Raw genomic sequence first — 17,788 nt, 5'->3', positions numbered from 1 at the left:
CCTAGCAAAAAAAACTGTCAATGCATATCCGATTCGAATGAAACACGCATCATTTGATATCACCCCCGTGCACATCACACAGCGTCGCAAAAAACGGTCGCCTTCACCTATACGGATTCAGCCAGACGTATATCCGAGCGGTATTGCATACATAGCGCGTGCGAGGTACTGCGTATGCATTCCACAAGATGGTCGACAACTAACGAGGCCCCACGCTGAAGCGGGCGAACCAGGCTGATACTGAAAGGCACCGAGACCGTGAGGCGCCGGATGGTGAGGCCCTGACTGGCATAGGTATTGGCCACGAGCGGATTAATGATCGATACGCCGATACCGCTCAGCACCATCTGACAGATAGTGGCAGCATTATCCACTTCAATGATACTGCTGCGCGAAACGCCTAACTGCGCGAATACACTGTCCAGCTGGTGTCGATAAGGGTCATTCGGTGCCAAGTGAATGAAGGGGTATTGGCTTAACTGCCGAGGGTCGATGTGGGTAAACGCTGACAGTGGATGGCCCGGTGGAAGAACACAGACTTCATCCACATCCGTCAAGTGTTCAGTGGTGGTCCCCATCGGGGCACTCACGCCCTCGATCAAACCGATGTCGTACGCTTGGCTGGATATCAGCGGTTCGATATCGGGCGAGTCGTGAGTCGAGAGGCTGAGGTTGATATCAGGGTAGATCTCCATGAACCGCGCCAGGCTGGCCGGCAAGATCGTTTGTGACAGGACAGGCAGGCTGAGGACGCTGACCTTCTCGCGCAGTCCAAGTTTTATGATTTTCGCGGCGGCACTCACTCGTGCCAGACCGTCATAGGCCTTGAGAATCTCGGAATGCAAAGCCATCCCTTGAGCCGTGGGCTTGAGGCGTCCCTTGTGGCGTTCGAACAGCATCATTCCGATACTGCTTTCAAAGTTGGAGAGCTCTCGGCTTATCGTTGGCTGGGACGTCTCAAGTAACTGCGCAGCGCCGGTGACCGTTCCAGTGATCATGATCGCCTTGAATATCTCTATGTGCCGAAATTTTAGTTGCATCTTCACTCCCTGAATAACGCAAATCACTATGACCCAATAACCCTGCCCCTTCCCACTGCGGGTCCATCGCCGCCTACCCACGACAGCTGACTCACAACTGCCCCATCGTACCCGGCTGATCGCACGTTGCGCCATGCCCGTGCAAGTGGTGAAGCAGCGGCCCACCCAGATGGGACCCTACGCTGCCAGCAATCCTGGCCCACGCCACGAACAACAGGCCGAGGAACACCTGCTCGTATATCAGCACTGAGCGTCAGGCTGCAGGATAATCATTCTATTGAGGTTTTCTTGCAAGTATCGCCCTGGCTCGCACCTTCAGCGTAGCCCGCGACACTTATGCCCTTCAAATCACTTACTGCAAGGAACATCAACCACGCCGCATATAAAACCGAACCAATCCACCTTTTAAAAATACGTAAAACCATTACCGCGCACCACTTATTAATATCAACTTTTTCACAGGCAATACATTTTTGATATAGATTGACAGCTGACTAAAAGATCATTGAGTATCCCCGCCGCCGGCACTCTTTGCCGAACAATGCCCAGGGACTTTGGGTTGAAATAATTCACAATGGAGGTCGCGTGCGCGCTATGGCTGACAACTCGAATTTCAATGATGTTCTGAATGCGGCCATGACGCGAATGAACCATCGTTATCAAGACGTACCCGCCCACTTCTGGGTTGATCGCACGGCCTTCACACATCGCTTCGATAACTTGCGTCACATGGCAAGCCGCAGCATCAGCGCGCCGTTGTCACCCCTACAGGCGCAGCAGGCCATCGTCCAGGAACTGGCCGTTGCCAAAAATACGGCGCTTTATCTTGGCGTGCCGTGGTGCATTCAAACCTGCTCATTCTGCGACCTTGCCTACTCGCGTAGCCCACGCGTGGAAGAGAAACGCGAATACATCGAGGTCATCCTCAAGGAACTGGATATCTACAACAATGCCGGGCTAGCTTCGGTACCCGCGGGAAGTCTCTACTTCGGAGGTGGAACGCCCTCCATTCTCGACAACGACCTGCTCGCGGCTTTCGTCGATGGCGCCTTGCAACGCAGTCGACTTGCCGACAATCCGGTGATCACGCTGGAGGCGAGCCCGGCAACGCTGACCACATCGAAACTGAAACTGCTCCGCGCTCGCGTCAATCGCATCAGCCTGGGCGTGCAATCCACCGATACGGCATTGCGGCAACGGGAAGGGCGGATCCTGCCGCGAGAAAAACTTCTGGAGCGGGTGGCCACCACACTGGAGCATTTCGATCTGGTTAATACCGACGTCTTATATGGGATGCCCGGGCAATCACTTGAGTCGGTGTTTCTGACTCTGAAAGACCTGGTGAATCTGGATGTGCCCTCCATCACCTTCTATCGCAACGAACTATTTGCCGGCACCAAGAGTTATCAACTGGCCCGCCAGCAACCTTGGGCAACGGTCTCCGAATACAAGGCCAGGGAAATGTACTTCCTTGGCAAAACCTACCTCGAAGCATGCGGCTACCAGGAAAGCCCCTTGGGGTGGTTCGTTAAAGCCAGGAAGACAGAAGCCATCACTTCATGGGAAACGATGATCGAACGCTGGAGTACAGTCGTTCCCTATTTCGGCCTGGGCATGGGGGCCTTTTCCACAGCCGCCAGCCATTGGGTGCAAAACCATGAATCACTCAATGGCTGGATGGAGCGTGTGCGAAGCGGCCGATTACCGTTGGCCAGTGGTTCGCTGTTCGATGACAAAGAACGATTCATGGTCAAGTTCATGCGCTACATCCGGGTATTCAGCCGTGTGAAGAGAGCCCACCTGCTGGCTGAGAGTGGAGTAACGCGTCCCGCCGTAGAACAACTGCTCGATACCTGGGTCGCCATGGGCCTGGCTATCGATGATGCAGAGTGGCTGGTGTTCACCGAGGCGGGTTGTTCACTCATCCATTGGCTGATCGATGATTTGGCCCGCGCGTTCGTCGAAGGCGCATTCAATACGGACATTAAAATTGCTGCGGTAAACATCTGACAGCCTGACTGGGAGTCCTTTATCCAATGACGATCATCCATGCGATCGAGAAGATACTAGCTGATCTGGTCGACACCTCGGTATTCGACCCACATGCCGACTTGTTCGAGCAGGGCATCAACTCTTTGCAGATAGCGATTCTTATTGATGAACTCAATAAGCGCTTCAATCTCTCCGCCAGCCTCGACGTCCTCACCGAAGGGGCTTCGATAACGGCCTTGGCTGCAACATTGAGCCGGAAAATCACGCTTGAGAACATCGGTTAAGGAGCAACCGTAATGACGAATGATCTTCATCAGCCACTCACTGACGAACAAGTGGCGTTCTTTCAAAAAGAGGGCTATCTAGGGCCGTTTCCAGCCTACTCCCAGAGCGAGATCGAAGACATCTGGCGACGCGCGCGGCTGAAGACGTTCGATCACTCCCAGTCGGTGTTCGGTAAAGCCGAATCCACCAAGGATCCGATCTCCAGCTACGACCGCCACCTGGACATCGATGAGCTCGCAGATCATGTTTGCCATCCCGCCATCATCTCGAAGCTGCAACAACTGCTCGGGCGTGATGTGGCCTGTTGGCGCTCCGAGTTCTTCCCCAAGTACCCAGGCGATGAAGGGACTGACTGGCACCAGGGCGACACGTTCGCCGGCCTCAACGGGGGCAAGGACGCATTGCGCTGGCCCGAAGGGTCGTTGCAAGGGGGAACGGTCACGGTCTGGACGGCGCTCTCGGACGTAACGCTGGACATGGGGCCGATGGGCATCATCCCCGGCACTCAGCACGCGCGGTTCTACGACGAATCAAAGGCGGCCGCCTACTCCCAGGACAAGCACGGGCTGGTCAAGAATGGCGTGGCGCGCGGCTTCTATGGCTATGACTATCGCGATTTGCAGGTAGACCCGGACTGGGCGCCAGATGAATCGAAGGCCATCTACTTCACCATGAAGAAGGGTGAATTCATCATTTTCTGGTCCACCCTCCTCCATGGTTCGCTTCCTCATCTGGGAGAGACGACCACGCCGCGCCTGGGCTACGTTTCGCGCTACGTGCCCACCTCCGTGAGGGTCTACCCGGATGCAGACACCCTGACCGAGTTCGGCCGAACGGTGAGCCTTGAACAATACGGCACCGTCATCGTTGGCGGGGAAGACGCATTCGGACACAACCGCGTGCGCTCGCAAACCACTCGTGGCAAGGCGTTTAACCGAATTCCGTAACGCTCTGGCCCCCGAATCGATTGCGCGCCCTCCCGTCAGTGAAAGGAAGATCATCAATGGCTAACAGCATTCCCTCCGGGGGCAACGCATTTGCGTTGCCCTTCGCCGGCTCTCGTCATCAATTCATCAGTGCCACGTGTACGCCTGACACATTCAGCGACTGCCTGTCGCAATCATTGCCGCCATCCAGCAACGAACAGGCACCACTTGGCGTGCTGCGTCTTGTCGTGGCAGTGAGCAACCAGAAACAGATCGGCACCGTTCTGGAGCAACTGACGAAGGATTTCCAGGCACTGCTTTCACGGGCTGAGGTAGTCGTTCAGCCGCCTTTCTCGGGGCAAGTTCAAATCAGTGCCTGGCTGGTAGACACAGCTGCCATTGCCGATGCACCAGCCGTGATCGGCTCGCCCGCGGCGTTACAATGGCTGTTCTCGGCCAGCAACGCGCATGCGCTCGACGATACGCAAGTTTCCCCGGCATTCAGCCGACAATTCTACGACGGCCTGGAATCCGCTCATGCCCAGGGGCACATGCCGGATGACCTGCTCCGCACCTGGATCTACATTGGCGGCATCACTCAAGGTCCTCACGATGAAACCCGCTATCAACGGGTCAATGCGGCCCGACAGGATGCTTTCCGAGAAGTCTCGATCGGTATGGGGGCACTGTGCTCGCCATTTCCGGCAAGTACCGGGATAGGTACGCACGGCTCTTCACTCACGCTCGGGATGCTCTCGTGCAAGATTCGCTCGGGCATGCGAGTGGTCGCACTGGAGAACCGACGCCAGACGAGCGCGTTCCAGTACCCTAAAGAGGAGAGCCTGATCGCGCCCTTGTTCTCCCGGGCGGTAGCAATCCTCGGCGACGCACAGGCGATGGTGTTCGTGTCTGGAACGGCCAGTATCATCGGTGCAAAGAGCGTCCATGTCGGGAATATCGAGCAGCAAACCAGACAGACACTTGAAAACATAAACAACTTGCTCAGCGCCAGGCTGCTCTCGGATTACGACTGCTATCCCGCGACATCAGGGCTTGAAAGCATTGTCAGCTACACGGTGTACATCAAACGCCGTGAAGACATCACGGTGGTGCGCGCGGTATGCGCAGCGCTTCTCCCGGAACGAGCGGTGGCGACGTTCGTCCAAGCCGATGTCTGCCGAACCGAGTTGCTGGTTGAAATCGAAGCTGTTGCCGTTATGCCGGAGTAAGCATCATGCCGATCACTGACAGCGCTCAATTCGACGAAAAACCCTTTCCCTCCCACTGGCATCTGCCGGAGGACTTGACCGGCCGCATCTTCATCGGTGGCCTCTGGGAAAATCGAGAGTGCTACTACCTCATCGACTTTGCCCAAAAGTTGATCAAGAGCTGCGCCGTACAGGTCGATAGCTATGTTTCGGCATTGTCCGGATACATAGAAAAGCACCTCGCCCCGGACCAGTACCCTTACGCCTGTGGCTCCAGCAAGGCTGTCGCCTATTGTTTCGTACAACCGCATGAAGCACTCGAACTGAGTGACGGCCGCGTTGTAGTTGGCATGCACAACTGTAGCTATGCGCGAGAAATCGATTTTTCCCAGCACCACGTCGGCCATGTATCGGAACACAATGATTTCATACCGCGCATGATGTCCGCACAAAACTCACTTGATCGCGACACAGGCGAATACCTGTACACGATGACGGATATGCAGCAGCGCTTGCGGGCCTATGGCAAGGGGCCGCAGGAGTTGGATAGCGAGCTGTACGCGCTGGATACAGGCTGGAAAAGCCCACGCAAGCTGGCTTCGCTGCGTACCCTTGAAGCACTGCACGAAGTCAAGCAGAGCCCGGACCCACGTTATCTGGTACTGACTGAATTCTGCCTGGCCGCCAATGTCCGTCCGCCTTCTCCAGAAGGGGACCCTTTTGCCAACCCAGCGCAGTGGCAGGCCTATCAGGCGGGAGGCCTGCAGGCTAACCGAATCTACCTAGTGGACAAGTCGACCGGGCAGTCCTGCGCACAGATCGTTCCTGCGGGCACTCCCGGGCATATCGAGTTCTCACGCAGCGACCCTGCGCGGTTCTACCTGTCCTGTCACAACCTATCCAAAGCCCACGGCAAATTGATATTGCACGGTGAGGCGACGTTGCAAGCAGGCACTGTTCGGGAGGGCGTGCTCAGCCTGGGAGACCACTATCAACCTGAGGCGTTGTATCGCCTGACATCCCATAAGTTGTTCAGTTATCAGGGCGAACACTACATCGTGCTCAGCGCCTACCCCAACCGGTTCCACATCGTCAGGGAGTCTTCGCTGCAGTGCATCAGGGACGAGCAACTCTTCGCACATGAGTCCATCGCGACTCAGGGGCTGCACTTCTGCACCCTGTTGGGTCACATGCCTCTCTGGATAGAGACTTCCGATAACGGCCGCTACGTGTTGCTGGTATCCAATGAACTCATCTACGTCTACGACATGCAGCATCGCAGCCTGCGCCATGTGCGCGGTTACAGCCATCACGGGGGGTTCTCAGGCACTGCACACCTGACCAACTTCAACGATGAGCACTATTGACCCTTCGAGCGAGCGCGACCATGCAAGCGACTGTCTTCAACACTTTCTTTCGCGAGACCAGTCTGGCCCCGGACAGCGATGACTTTTTCAAGTGGGTCCGCACGCTGAAGTCCTCCACAGCGGGACAACCACTGCTGGACTTCGGCGTGGCAGATGCCTTCATCCCCCCGGCCGACGAACTGTCCCAGGCGCTGAGCTCACTGGCCACGCGGCGTGAGCTGCATGGCTATGTCTATCATCATTCGGCGTACGAGGCCGCCTGCCTGCGCCATGCCACCCAAGGCATGGACGCGCCGCCTGCACTGGCTGTTCTACCCACCAGCGGCGCCAAGTCGGCGCTCAACCTGTTATGCCTGGCCCTGATAGATACAGGGGATGTCATTCTCGCCACGACGCCGGCCTACCCGATCTTTTCTACCATTGCCCGGCGCATGGGTGCGACCGTGGTACATCTGCCATTGCTGGAGGAAAACGATTTCCTTCCGGATCTGCATCAGTTATCACCCGAGGTCCTCGCCCGTGCCAAGTTGCTGATCGTCAACTACCCCAACAACCCGACGGGCAAAGTGGCTTCTCAACAGGAATGCGATCGGCTGCTGGCAATCTGCAGGGACCACGACATTCTGCTGATCAACGATGCCGCCTATTCTGATCTGCTACCGGCCGAGCGCCCCCGTGGACGGTTCCTCTACTCCGAGGGCGCCTCGAGCCATTGCATTGAAGTGCACTCGTTTTCCAAGTCATTGCAGATTCCCGGCTGGCGCCTTGGCTTTATCCTTGCCGCACCCGCAATCATCGAAGCGCTTGGCAAGCTCAGCCTGCTGCATGAAAGTGGGCAGCCGCGTATTTTACTCGATGCCGTGACCTGCATTCTCGACGACCGGGGCTTCGCCGAACGCCTTTGCCAGTGCATAGCTCAGCGACGTGCGGTAATGGTCGATATTCTCCAGGCACATGGCCTGGAGGTGTTAAACGCTGACGGCACATTCTTTGTTTACGTGCGATGTCCTGCGGCTGTGAGCAACGGCAGGACATTCGCCACTGCCAGGGACTTTTCGCAATACCTGGCCACTGAGCTGGGTATCCTGACGATTCCCTATCAGGTGGCCGGGCGTCATCAGGTACGCTTTTCCGTGGCGTTCTGCGGCGAAGCCGAAACCGTGTTCAACCGTTTGCGTCAGCAACTGTCCAATGTACAGTTCAGCCTTGCCGAGAGGGTATCGGCATGACTGTCTCTCTTCGCAATGTCGACAGTGTCCTCGGCGAGCAGCAGTTTCCCTATTTCGAGGTGGAGGACTTCGAGCGCAAGCGACGCGAATATGGCCTTCCTGATGCACCGCAGCTGATGGGTTGGCACCGACTCGGCCGGACGCAGGGTGATGCCTTCCAGCTGGCCGAGCACTTGATCAGGCGGATATTGGCCAACTCGGGGTCAGCACAATGTATTGATCACCTGATGGTTTGCAGCAGTCGATTCTCCATGGGTTTCCTGCAAGGCAACGACCGCCTCGACACCCTGATGCATAACTGCGGCCTCGGGTCCGTGCCGGTCACGGGGCTGACGCTCAGTGGCTGCAACAGCCTGTTCAACGGACTGCACCTGGCCGATGCCTTGATAGGCTCAGGCAAGTGCAAAAACGTACTGCTGGTCACCGCCGACACGTCCGTCAGTGAGGCGCATCGTTTCGATCGCAACTGCATGTTCAGCGATGCGGCAGGCGGGATGATCCTGAGCAGCGGCGAAAGCTCATCGCTAACCCTGGTCGATACCGCCTGCAGCTTCGGCAGAGCATCCGACCCAGGCGCATTCTTCCGCGGCGATCTCGCGTCCCTGGACACTCAGGTCACGCGCTTGCTCGGCCGCTACGGGCTGCAGCGATCAGACATCGCCAAAGTCGTACTGCCCAACTTCTACCTGCCGGTTGTCAACATGCTGATGAACCGCCTCGGCCTTTCAGCCCCGCAACGGTTCGCGGGCGCTGCGACGCAAATGGCTCACTGCTTCGCCAGCGATTACCTGATGGCGCTCGCCGAGCTTTCGCAGCGGCAAATAGCGGCCGACGAGCACTACCTTCTGATCGGCTATGCGGATCTTCATCAGGGAATCAGTCTCGTACGCCACACAGCAAGGAGCGCAGCATGAACCAGGCATTACTGACGATCACGGGAGGGCCTGCCTACCCCGTGCACTTCTCGCTGGTCGAATACATCGAGCGTATCATCCACCGCTACCCATCGAATGCAGCGGCATTCGACGAGGACCAGCGCTTGACCTACAGCGAACTAAGGATCGAACTGCTCACACTGCACGCTCGGCTGCATGAACTCGGCGTGCGCAGCGGGGATGTGGTTGCGGTGAATGCGACAGTGCAACTGCGCTATCCCGTCGTTGTCCTGGGGTTACTGCTCGCTGGCCTGGTCTACTTGCCAATCGCCGCAGCTCTGCCGCCTGAGCGCAAGCGGGCGATCTGCGAACAGGCCCGGCCGGCCCTCATGATCACGGACGAGCAAAAGCCTGATGACGCAATACCAACCTGTACGCTCTCGTCTCTGTTTTCGGGCAAGCCCGTCGGTGCTGCCTTCGACCTGTTCCCGGAGCCTTCACCCGAAGCGACTGCCTACCTGATCTTCACCTCAGGCTCGACCGGCGTGCCCAAGGGCGTGAGCATTACCCGCAAAGGCTTTTTCAACCGATTGCAGTGGGCGCAAGACTATTACGCGCTCGGCAGCGAAGATGTCACGGCCCTGAAAACCCAGGCCTCGTTCGACCCCTCGATCCAGGAGGCCGTGCTGCCTTTTTTTTCCGCCGGCGCCGTGTTCGTGCCTGACCACAACCGAGTCAACTTTCCCAATTACCTGTCGGCCTGCATCGCTGAGCACGGTGTCACCATGCTCATCATGGTACCCAGCCACCTGCAGCATCTTCTCGCCAGCCCGGCAATCAATGCCTGCCAGCACCTCAGGCATATCGTTTGCTGCGGAGAACCTTGGGGAGTTGAGTTGATCAGTGCGCTTCATCAGCGCTTGCCGAACTGCCGTATCTACAACGGTTATGGACCGACCGAGGCCACCATTGGCACCTTGGTCTTCAATCCGCCACGCGGTTACGCCAGCGATGTCATCCCCATAGGCAAACCCATTGCAGGAACACATGTGTGCATCGTCGACGAAGACCTGCAACCCGTCCCGACGGGGGAAGCAGGCGAGCTGATCATCGGCGGTATATGTGTGGGCGATGGTTATCTGAACAATGCGCCGCTGACCGAGCAGCGCTTTCGCAGGTTGCAGGTCGAGGGTGCCGGCGAGGTGAGATTCTATCTCAGCGGTGACGTGGCGCGTGCCCTGCCGACCGGCGATATCGTGTTCCTCGGACGCAGAGATAACCAGGTGAAGATCAATGGCGTTCGCATCGAGCTCGAAGAAATCGAACTCGCCTTGCGCAACTGCCCAGGGGTGCGCGATGCCATCGTGGTCAAGCGCAAGGGTAAGGTGAGTGATGAGCTGCACGCGTTCCTGATCGCTCATATGCCCTTGGACATCCAGGCAATTACAACGTCATGTGCCAGACGGATCGGTCAGGCGACAACTCCCTCGCGTTTCTCTCAGGTCGAAGCGTTTCCGTTGAATCAGAGCGGTAAGGTTGACCGCCGGGCCTTGGCGGCAACATTGATGAATCAGAGGAGCCTGCCGTGAGCACCAGCCTGATTAGCCGTGCCGAACTTACCGAGCTGTTGAGCAGGTTGTTTCCTGATCTGCCCGCCCCTTTGGACCCAGAAGCCACGCTTCACGCGCAGGGAATCAACTCGATGGGGATAATTGTATTGATTACACATCTTCAGAATGAGTTCGGCATCGTCTTCGACCCGGCCAACTTTGCCAATCTTCACGCACTCACACTGGCCTCGCTCCAGCCACTGTGCGCCGATCGCCGGCAGGCGAGGCCAACGTCCACAGGAGCTTGATGCAGCCCATGTCCATTCTTTCGTGGTCACGGCCACACTCGCCCTTGCACTCGCTCCTGCTGGGTTCCCTGCTGCACGATGCAAGCAAGGGAATAGCCAGCCCGCTGATGGTTCTTCTGCTGACCACCCGCTTTGGCCTGAACAGCTGGCAGACAGGGGCGCTGCTGGGCATTTCAATGCTGCTGGCAACGCTGATGTCATTGCCGGCAGGGCTGCTATTCGACCGTTTCGCGCGATTGCACCTTGCCACTATCACATTGTTGCTCATGACGCTGGCTGTAGGCCTGCTGCCCTTTGCCCAGATCATTCTGCTCGTCAGCCTGCTACTGGTGTTCATGGAGTTCGCCGCCGCACTCTTCGGCATTGGTCTTAAAGCGCTGCTGGCCGATTTCGTGAGCGTGAAGCAACGCGTCTCGGCGTTCTCCTACCGCTACATCCTGACCAACGTGGCATTCGCGATCGGCCCTGTGCTCGGGGTCCGGTTGGCGGAAGTCTCACTTACCCTGGCGCTTTTGGTGGCAGCGGGTGCCTGCGGGGCAGCGATGGTGGTGATGATGTGCCTGGGCGCAAGTCAGGGCCAACCTCGCACCTCGCTGAAGACAGGGGCGCCCTCATTGGCGGACGCCCTGAAAGTCTTGGGCAACGATCGAAATCTGGTTCTCTATACCTTGGGGTCATTCTTTAACACCGTCGTTCACGGTCGCTTCACGTTCTTCCTGTCCCTGTGGTTGCTGTATCAGTACCCTGCCAACCAAGGTATGGAGATGCTGTCCTGGTTGTTGCTGACCAACGCCATCACGGTCATTGCATTGCAACGCCTCGTCAGCCGTTACATCACGCTCGAAACTTTGAACAGTCGGGTCATGATGGGCGCCCTGTTGTTTTCTATCGGATTGCTCGGTTTTTCGGTTTCCGAGCAACTTACTGCCTGGTGTCTGTCCATGCTAGTTTTCACCCTTGGCGAGCTGCTGATTCAGCCAGCGGAGTATCTCTACATTGACTCGATCAGCCCGCCGCCCCTCAAAGGCAGTTATTTCGCCGCACACAATCTGGCGAGCTTGGGGGCGGCAGTCAGCCCGGCGTGGTGTGGATTCATACTATCGCTCGCGGGCCCCCAGGGTTTGTGCTTCTCACTGATCGCCTGCGTGCTGGCGGGTAGCAGCCTTTGTGCCATGCGCCCTCGACTGACCCCGGGCAACTTTGCGCGGGGAGATCTTTAATGCTTCAGTACGCGCATTGGTCGTCAATGTCTCACCCTCACTTCTCTGATCATTCTGGTGCCTTAGCTAATGCAGTTTTATAAATACCATGCGGCTGGAAATGACTACCTTGTATACCGGGACTGCGTACCGTTTGATTGCTCCAAACCGATGATTTCACGTATTTGCGACCGACACCGCGGGTTGGGCAGCGACGGCATACTGGTGCCGGTGATCAAAGAAGGTGAACGGTTGTCGGTACGGATCTACAACACAGACGGTTCCCAGGCAGAGAAAAGTGGTAATGGCCTGCGTATTCTCTGCCGCTACTTGTGGGATCAGAATATCGTGGCCGGTTCACCCTTTGAAATATCGACCAAAGGGGGGATCGTCACCTGCCAGGTACTCGACAACGGGCAGCGGATTTCGATCGCCATGGGCCAGGCTGCTTTTGCCAATACTGCGGCGTTCACCGTTGACGTGGACGGCACACCTTTGCAGTTGCATCCGGTTTCGATGGGCAACCCCCATTGCGTGGTGTTCGTGGATCAACCGACTGAAACGCTGGCACGACAGTTGGGACCGCTCATCGAGCGATTGTCGATCTTCCCCGACCGCACAAATGTTCAGTTCGTGCGGGTAATCGATCGTCAGACGCTCGAGGTGCAGATCTGGGAACGGGGGGTCGGCTACACCCTTTCCTCCGGCACCAGCAGTTGCGCTGCTGCGGCAGTCTCGCGTCGACTTGGACTGGTAGGTCCTCGGGTAGCGGTCAACATGGCCGGCGGCGTCATCATGATCGAACTGGACGACGACTATCACGTGTTGATGCAAGGGCCGGTATGCAGGGTCGGCCTCTACTCGCTGGACAGTGAATGCTTGGCTCAGGCGGACTGAGTACCGGTCATGAAGGCGGGGAGCGAACTGTACTGACTGACGTCTGGATCTGAGGCGACATCGTAAATAGTGGCTAGCCTCATCAGAGCGTGAAGCGGACAGCTATCCGAGAAGGTGGCCGTTTCACGCCTCATGATCTGCAAGCGCAGCCCCCACCGGGCTGGCATAGTCCAGGAAGCAGGCGTAACTCTGTTCGTAGCCGGCTATCGGACGATGAGGCCGGAACAGGCTAAAGTGCCTTGATCAATGCCCGTTTTAGGTCGAATCGCGACGGTCATACCTCGACCGTCGCTGGACGCTGTCAGACCTCCGTCTGCTCTGCCATCTCCAATGCGTCATCGACTTCAATGCCCAGGTATCGCACCGTGCTTTCAAGCTTTGTATGGCCGAGCAGGAGCTGAACTGCTCTCAAGTTCTTTGTCCTGCGATAGATCAGCGATGCCTTTGTACGTCTCATCGTGTGGGTGCCGTACATAGCAGGATCTAGCCCAATAGACTTTATCCACGCTTTGACCATTCGGGCGTACTGCCGGGTGGAGAGATGCACTGAGGCGTGTAGCCGGCTTGGGAAAAGACAATCCTCGCTGTGGAGTTGGGCTTGATGTATCCAGGCCTGTAGGGCCAGTCGCGTTTGCTCTGTAATTTCAAACTGTACGGGACGTTGGGTTTTCTGCTGCATCACTATCGCCCGCGATGACACGTGCTCCCCATGAGCAACGTCGCGTACGCGAAGCTTGGTCAGATCGCAGGCTCGTAGCTTGAGCTTGCTATCGATGGCCAGATCGAAAAGGGCTAAATCACGAGTTTCCTCCGCGATTTGGAGCCTTACCCGAATGGCCCAGATATCTTTCAGTCGGAGCGGAGCTTTCTGCCCGACCAATTTTCCTTTGTTCAAAGGCTGATGGCTGCTGGTCGTAATGGCGTTCATGGCTTGTCCTCCATGTGAGGTAGGACAAGGATGATCAACCCAATCCAGAGGCGCTAACCGACCCATTGTTGTCCTTCGTGGAGAACAGTTATCGGCCAAACGCGGTCACTTACTGAAGACAAAGTCTGAGGAGCTCACTAAATGCCCCCGGCGGTCTGGAGTCAATTGCGTGTTATCTAAGATGCGTCAGCTTCGCTTTCGCCCTCATAATCGTAGTCAATCAAGCTTGCCGACACTTGACAAATTTCAAATTACCCTAAGGCCCTGGTGCCAGCAGCACAGTATTCTTAATTTCGATATTGAATCCAATATCGCGACCGGGAACATCATCCTCCCTTCTATGAGCACCGCTAGCTGAACCTTGATGTCTGTTTGAAGCCGCCGTACGCTATCGGCATTCATGGAGGAATCTGGCTGATGGCACGCGTGGGTTTGATACTGACACCGGGTTTTGCTGACTGGGAATACGCATTCATTGCTGGAACTGCGTCTCCATTTTACGGGATCGACGTCAGGTTTTTCGCACCTACTACAGGGCCGCTCCACTCGCAGGGCGGATTGGCTGTAACTGTCGATAGTGGCTTGCAACAATGCCTGGACTGGAAACCGGACGTTGTTGTCGTGATTGGAGGAATGGTCTGGGAGCGTACAGAAGCTCCGGATATTCGAGACTTTCTTCATGCTAGTCGTTCAAGTGGAGCGACAATTGCTGGCATCTGTGGTGGAACGCTGGCACTTGCGAGAGCCGGGCTACTCGACACGGTTCCTCATACCTCGAACAGCGCTGACTTTCTGCAAAAAAATGCCGTAGGTTATGACGGGCGCACGCGCTATCGAAGCAGTGCAGTAGCTGTGGTTGCAGACCGCATCATAACTGCTCCAGGCCCTGCACCCGTTAGCTTCACCTGCGCAGTGTTCGAAGGTGCCGGATTATATTCAGCGCTCATTTCTCAGTTCAGATCAATGCTAGCAGCGGAACATGGATGACCGCCTCGTTCCACAAATCAGCCCATCAGGTAATGTCTTCGACGGTCCTCTTCTGGCCGTTAGCTGTCCTTTTTTAAAGGCAGATGTAGATCGAATGCAGCCACTCATTGCTTGAGCGCAAACAAGTCCTCTGCCAACTCACCGGGTTGCCGCAAGTCCATCAGCAGCACCTCTGCCTTGCTGTACCGAAAACCGGGCCTGAAGATACGGTCGACCGCCTTTGAGGCAAATCGGGTCATCCGCAGCGTGTCGCAGGTTGGGTATGCGCACGGGCGAGATTATGTCGCTGCGCCGGGATGAGGTCGACGTCGAGAAAAAGACGGCTCACATCTGCCGGATCGTGGTTGAAAAGCAGGCAGTCGAGCGGACCAAGACGAAATACACCCGCACCGTAATGTTGAACAGCCGGGCTCTTGGCGCACTGGCAAGGGCCAGAGAGATCGCGCAATACCGCTCGAAGCAGAAGCGCCGCGTCTCGACGGAGTCGCCATTCATCTTCCAGCCTTCTGGCTCGTCACCACGAATCCAGCGTTCATTGCTGGGCAGCTTAGGGAATCTCCGAACAAGTCCCGGGTATGCGAAAATCGCCTGACCACCTGATCCGAGCCTCCCATGAGCCAGATGAGCTTTTCCGACTTCGAGTACGCCGGCAAGCGCAAGCAAACCCGCCGCGAACGCTTCCTTGCCGAGATGGATCAGGTCGTACCCTGGGCAGGTCTGCTCGGCCTGATCGAGCCGTTCTACCCCAAGGCCGGTGGCGGTCGAAAACCTTACCCCCTGGAAACCATGCTGCGCATTCACCTGCTGCAGAACTGGTTCTCCCTCAGCGATCCGGCCATGGAAGAAGCGCTCTACGAAATCACGCCCATGCGTCAGTTCGCGCATCTGACACTGAGCGCGCCGATCCCTGAAGACACCACGATCATGAACTTCCGGCACTTGCTGGAGAAGCATCAATTGGCACCTGCCATCCTCGCGGTCATCAACGGTTATTTGCAGGAAAAAGGCCTGTCGTTGCGTCAGGGCACGATCGTCGACGCAACCATTATTCATGTCCCAAGCTCGACCAAGAACAAAGATGGCGAGCGCGATCCCGAGATGCATCAGACCAAGAAGGGTAACCAGTATTTCTTCGGTATGAAGGCCCACATCAGCGCTGACGTTGAGTCGGGACTGGTTCATCACGTCCATGGCACCGCTGCCAATGTGGCCGATGTCACCCAAGTCGCTGAACTGCTCCACGGGGAAGAAAACGCAGTCTATGCGGACGCAGGTTACACCGGTGTCGAGAAGCGTGAAGAGCACGAAAATCGTGACGTGATCTGGCAAATCGCGGCTCGGCGCAGCACGTATTCCAAGCTGAACAAACGCAGCCTGCTGTACAAAGCCAAGCGCAAGATCGAGTACTGCAAAGCGCAGACACGTGCCAAGGTTGAGCACCCGTTTCGGGTCATCAAGCGCCAGTTTGGTTATGTGAAAGTACGCTTTCGTGGGCTGATGAAAAACACGGCCCAACTGACCACGCTGTTCGCCCTGTCGAACCTGTGGATGGCTCGAAAACGACTGATGGGTTTGGGTGAGTTGCGCATTTAACACGAAGAACCGGGCAGAAAACGCTCTGCCGCACACTGCGTCATGCCGTTTTCAGGGAATAGCGCTGATTGCTTGGTGAATTACGGCCTGCCATCGCTGCGCGGCAAGTTGATCGGAGCATCCTTAGGCGCTCGGTGCAGGTACTTCTCTCGACCTACGCCAAGTGGTTGAATTCTGCCAACGATTGGACGGAACTGGCGAAGCTGGAAAAGAACGTAATGGGTACAGGATTAAATATCGTTCACTTTGCGCCCTTTAGGCATAAGGCATTCGACAGCAATTCAGCCATACTCCAAAATGCATCGGTTTTAGGGGGAAAACCCTTGCACAGCCAACGACATACCAACTTTTAGTGAGCCTCAACGTGAAAACATCCCTGTCCATCCTCAGCCTGCTGCTGTTGCTCACAGGTACCGCGACCCTTCCGTCGACTGCTGCTGCACAACCCCCGGCCCAGGTTCAACGTGACCCCTCCAAACTGCATCTGGCTTCAGGCAGCGCTCTGCTGATCGACCTGAACAGCAACCAAGAGCTGTATTCAAGCCATGCCGACCGCGTGGTGCCGATCGCTTCGGTGACCAAACTGATGACGGCGATGGTGGTGCTGGATGCCAAGTTGCCCATGGATGAAATGCTCACCATGACCATTGCCAACAACCCGGAGATGAAAGGTGTGTACTCGCGCGTGCGCCTGGGCAGCCAGCTGGACCGCCGCGAAACCCTGCTGATTACCCTGATGTCGTCGGAAAACCGTGCGGCCAATAGCCTGGCCAACGCCTACCCCGGCGGCTATCCGGCGTTCATCAAGGCAATGAATGCCAAAGCCCGCAGCCTGGGAATGGCCCACACCCGCTATGTTGAGCCGACCGGCCTGTCGACGCAGAACGTATCCACTGCCCGCGACCTGGCCAAGCTGCTGATGGCCTCGCGCAAGTACCCCATGCTGAGCGAACTGTCGACCACGCGCGAAAAGACCGTCGCCTTCCGCAAGCCCAACTACACCTTAGGCTTCCGTAACACCGACCACCTGGTGAACAAAAGCAACTGGGATATCAAGCTGACCAAGACCGGCTTCACCAACGAGGCCGGGCACTGCCTGGTACTGCTGACCCGCATGGACAACCGCCCGGTGGCCATGGTCATTCTCGATGCCTTTGGCAAATACACCCACTTCGCCGATGCCAGCCGCATGCGTCAATGGCTGGAAACCGGTAGCGCCAAGCCGGCACCGGCGGTGGCCATGCAATACAAGGCCGACCGGCAGAACAAAGGACGGTTGGCGGCCGAATGACCGCCATATCCTGGAACGTGCGGGCTTGTCCGCGAAGCAGACAACGCGGCGGATAGCACGGGCTTCGTCCGTGTTCGCGAGGAAACCCGCGCCTACGACGGCCTGCGCCCAAT

The 17,788-nt window shown here is 57.0% G+C and carries 17 protein-coding genes and 1 pseudogene; 15 read left to right on the top strand and 3 right to left on the bottom strand.

Annotated elements, in window-relative coordinates:
- Positions 1–107: 107 nt before the first annotated feature.
- The gene (locus LU682_RS11285; RefSeq protein WP_010954609.1) at positions 108–1,040 is read right to left on the bottom strand and encodes a LysR family transcriptional regulator; all 933 of its coding nucleotides are present in this window, start codon (positions 1,038–1,040) and stop codon (positions 108–110) included.
- Positions 1,041–1,634: 594 nt separating this feature from the next.
- Here LU682_RS11285 and LU682_RS11280 point away from each other — a divergent pair.
- The 11 genes from LU682_RS11280 (at position 1,635) to dapF (ending at position 12,876) form a co-directional block, all read left to right on the top strand.
- On the top strand, positions 1,635–3,050 hold the full coding sequence (locus LU682_RS11280; protein ID WP_010954611.1) for a coproporphyrinogen-III oxidase family protein: 1,416 nt from the start codon (positions 1,635–1,637) through the stop codon (positions 3,048–3,050).
- A 26-nt stretch (positions 3,051–3,076) separates the two neighbouring features.
- A complete protein-coding gene (locus LU682_RS11275; protein WP_010954612.1) occupies positions 3,077–3,316 on the top strand; it encodes an acyl carrier protein in 240 nt (79 codons plus the stop codon).
- A gap of 12 nt (positions 3,317–3,328) precedes the next feature.
- Positions 3,329–4,264 carry a chlorinating enzyme gene (locus LU682_RS11270; protein WP_010954613.1) on the top strand — a complete coding sequence of 312 codons (936 nt, stop codon included), beginning with the start codon at positions 3,329–3,331 and terminating at the stop codon, positions 4,262–4,264.
- Between the two features lie 56 nt (positions 4,265–4,320).
- Entirely contained in the window at positions 4,321–5,472 is a 1,152-nt protein-coding gene (locus tag LU682_RS11265; protein ID WP_010954614.1) for a chorismate transformation FkbO/Hyg5 family protein, read from the top strand.
- A 5-nt stretch (positions 5,473–5,477) separates the two neighbouring features.
- A complete protein-coding gene (locus LU682_RS11260; RefSeq protein ID WP_010954615.1) occupies positions 5,478–6,818 on the top strand; it encodes a hypothetical protein in 1,341 nt (446 codons plus the stop codon).
- 20 nt (positions 6,819–6,838) lie between these two features.
- Complete coding sequence (locus tag LU682_RS11255; protein ID WP_010954616.1) at positions 6,839–8,047, top strand: aminotransferase class I/II-fold pyridoxal phosphate-dependent enzyme; 1,209 nt, start codon at positions 6,839–6,841, stop codon at positions 8,045–8,047.
- A complete protein-coding gene (locus tag LU682_RS11250; RefSeq protein WP_010954617.1) occupies positions 8,044–8,961 on the top strand; it encodes a beta-ketoacyl-[acyl-carrier-protein] synthase family protein in 918 nt (305 codons plus the stop codon). The genes LU682_RS11255 and LU682_RS11250 overlap by 4 nt, the downstream gene beginning before the upstream one ends.
- Complete coding sequence (locus LU682_RS11245) at positions 8,958–10,511, top strand: amino acid adenylation domain-containing protein (protein WP_010954618.1); 1,554 nt, start codon at positions 8,958–8,960, stop codon at positions 10,509–10,511. Before LU682_RS11250 ends, LU682_RS11245 begins: the two co-directional genes overlap by 4 nt.
- Entirely contained in the window at positions 10,508–10,780 is a 273-nt protein-coding gene (locus LU682_RS11240) for an acyl carrier protein (RefSeq protein ID WP_049586574.1), read from the top strand. Before LU682_RS11245 ends, LU682_RS11240 begins: the two co-directional genes overlap by 4 nt.
- An 8-nt stretch (positions 10,781–10,788) precedes the next feature.
- A complete protein-coding gene (locus LU682_RS11235) occupies positions 10,789–12,000 on the top strand; it encodes an MFS transporter (RefSeq protein WP_158286185.1) in 1,212 nt (403 codons plus the stop codon).
- A gap of 69 nt (positions 12,001–12,069) precedes the next feature.
- Positions 12,070–12,876 carry a diaminopimelate epimerase gene (gene dapF, locus LU682_RS11230; protein ID WP_010954620.1) on the top strand — a complete coding sequence of 269 codons (807 nt, stop codon included), beginning with the start codon at positions 12,070–12,072 and terminating at the stop codon, positions 12,874–12,876.
- 301 nt (positions 12,877–13,177) lie between these two features.
- Here dapF and LU682_RS11225 read toward each other — a convergent pair whose 3' ends face one another.
- The gene (locus LU682_RS11225; RefSeq protein ID WP_010954621.1) at positions 13,178–13,804 is read right to left on the bottom strand and encodes a tyrosine-type recombinase/integrase; all 627 of its coding nucleotides are present in this window, start codon (positions 13,802–13,804) and stop codon (positions 13,178–13,180) included.
- A 417-nt stretch (positions 13,805–14,221) separates the two neighbouring features.
- Here LU682_RS11225 and LU682_RS11220 point away from each other — a divergent pair, with 417 nt between their 5' ends.
- Positions 14,222–14,791 carry a DJ-1/PfpI family protein gene (locus LU682_RS11220; RefSeq protein ID WP_061405672.1) on the top strand — a complete coding sequence of 190 codons (570 nt, stop codon included), beginning with the start codon at positions 14,222–14,224 and terminating at the stop codon, positions 14,789–14,791.
- A 107-nt stretch (positions 14,792–14,898) separates the two neighbouring features.
- On the opposite strand, the pseudogene LU682_RS29810 reads toward LU682_RS11220, so the two are convergent.
- Positions 14,899–15,054: pseudogene (locus LU682_RS29810) on the bottom strand (DNA polymerase V subunit UmuC); the annotation flags it as partial.
- On the opposite strand from LU682_RS29810, the gene LU682_RS11215 reads away from it, so the two are divergent.
- The 3 genes from LU682_RS11215 (at position 15,054) to pbpG (ending at position 17,675) form a co-directional block, all read left to right on the top strand.
- A complete protein-coding gene (locus LU682_RS11215; RefSeq protein WP_232014127.1) occupies positions 15,054–15,383 on the top strand; it encodes a tyrosine-type recombinase/integrase in 330 nt (109 codons plus the stop codon). The pseudogene LU682_RS29810 and the gene LU682_RS11215 overlap by 1 nt on opposite strands.
- Before the next feature lie 20 nt (positions 15,384–15,403).
- Positions 15,404–16,384, top strand: a complete 981-nt coding sequence (locus tag LU682_RS11210) for an IS5 family transposase (RefSeq protein WP_010954623.1) — start codon at positions 15,404–15,406, stop codon at positions 16,382–16,384.
- A gap of 364 nt (positions 16,385–16,748) precedes the next feature.
- Positions 16,749–17,675 carry a D-alanyl-D-alanine endopeptidase gene (gene pbpG, locus LU682_RS11200; RefSeq protein ID WP_010954624.1) on the top strand — a complete coding sequence of 309 codons (927 nt, stop codon included), beginning with the start codon at positions 16,749–16,751 and terminating at the stop codon, positions 17,673–17,675.
- Positions 17,676–17,788 lie beyond the last annotated feature (113 nt).

Source organism: Pseudomonas alloputida (assembly GCF_021283545.2).
Classification (GTDB): Bacteria; Pseudomonadota; Gammaproteobacteria; order Pseudomonadales; family Pseudomonadaceae; genus Aquipseudomonas; species Aquipseudomonas alloputida.
Note: the sequence above shows the minus strand (reverse complement) of the source record. Positions and strands in the feature narration are given on the sequence as shown.

Excerpts from the sequence above, each read along its gene's own strand:
- LU682_RS11285 (WP_010954609.1), bottom strand. The coding sequence starts at position 1,040 with ATGCAACTAAAATTTCGGCACATAGAGATATTCAAGGCGATCATGATC.
- LU682_RS11280 (WP_010954611.1), top strand. The coding sequence starts at position 1,635 with ATGGCTGACAACTCGAATTTCAATGATGTTCTGAATGCGGCCATGACG.
- LU682_RS11275 (WP_010954612.1), top strand. The coding sequence starts at position 3,077 with ATGACGATCATCCATGCGATCGAGAAGATACTAGCTGATCTGGTCGAC.
- LU682_RS11270 (WP_010954613.1), top strand. The coding sequence starts at position 3,329 with ATGACGAATGATCTTCATCAGCCACTCACTGACGAACAAGTGGCGTTC.
- LU682_RS11265 (WP_010954614.1), top strand. The coding sequence starts at position 4,321 with ATGGCTAACAGCATTCCCTCCGGGGGCAACGCATTTGCGTTGCCCTTC.
- LU682_RS11260 (WP_010954615.1), top strand. The coding sequence starts at position 5,478 with ATGCCGATCACTGACAGCGCTCAATTCGACGAAAAACCCTTTCCCTCC.
- LU682_RS11255 (WP_010954616.1), top strand. The coding sequence starts at position 6,839 with ATGCAAGCGACTGTCTTCAACACTTTCTTTCGCGAGACCAGTCTGGCC.
- LU682_RS11250 (WP_010954617.1), top strand. The coding sequence starts at position 8,044 with ATGACTGTCTCTCTTCGCAATGTCGACAGTGTCCTCGGCGAGCAGCAG.
- LU682_RS11245 (WP_010954618.1), top strand. The coding sequence starts at position 8,958 with ATGAACCAGGCATTACTGACGATCACGGGAGGGCCTGCCTACCCCGTG.
- LU682_RS11235 (WP_158286185.1), top strand. The coding sequence starts at position 10,789 with ATGTCCATTCTTTCGTGGTCACGGCCACACTCGCCCTTGCACTCGCTC.
- dapF (WP_010954620.1), top strand. The coding sequence starts at position 12,070 with ATGCAGTTTTATAAATACCATGCGGCTGGAAATGACTACCTTGTATAC.
- LU682_RS11225 (WP_010954621.1), bottom strand. The coding sequence starts at position 13,804 with ATGAACGCCATTACGACCAGCAGCCATCAGCCTTTGAACAAAGGAAAA.
- LU682_RS11220 (WP_061405672.1), top strand. The coding sequence starts at position 14,222 with ATGGCACGCGTGGGTTTGATACTGACACCGGGTTTTGCTGACTGGGAA.
- LU682_RS11215 (WP_232014127.1), top strand. The coding sequence starts at position 15,054 with ATGCGCACGGGCGAGATTATGTCGCTGCGCCGGGATGAGGTCGACGTC.
- LU682_RS11210 (WP_010954623.1), top strand. The coding sequence starts at position 15,404 with ATGAGCCAGATGAGCTTTTCCGACTTCGAGTACGCCGGCAAGCGCAAG.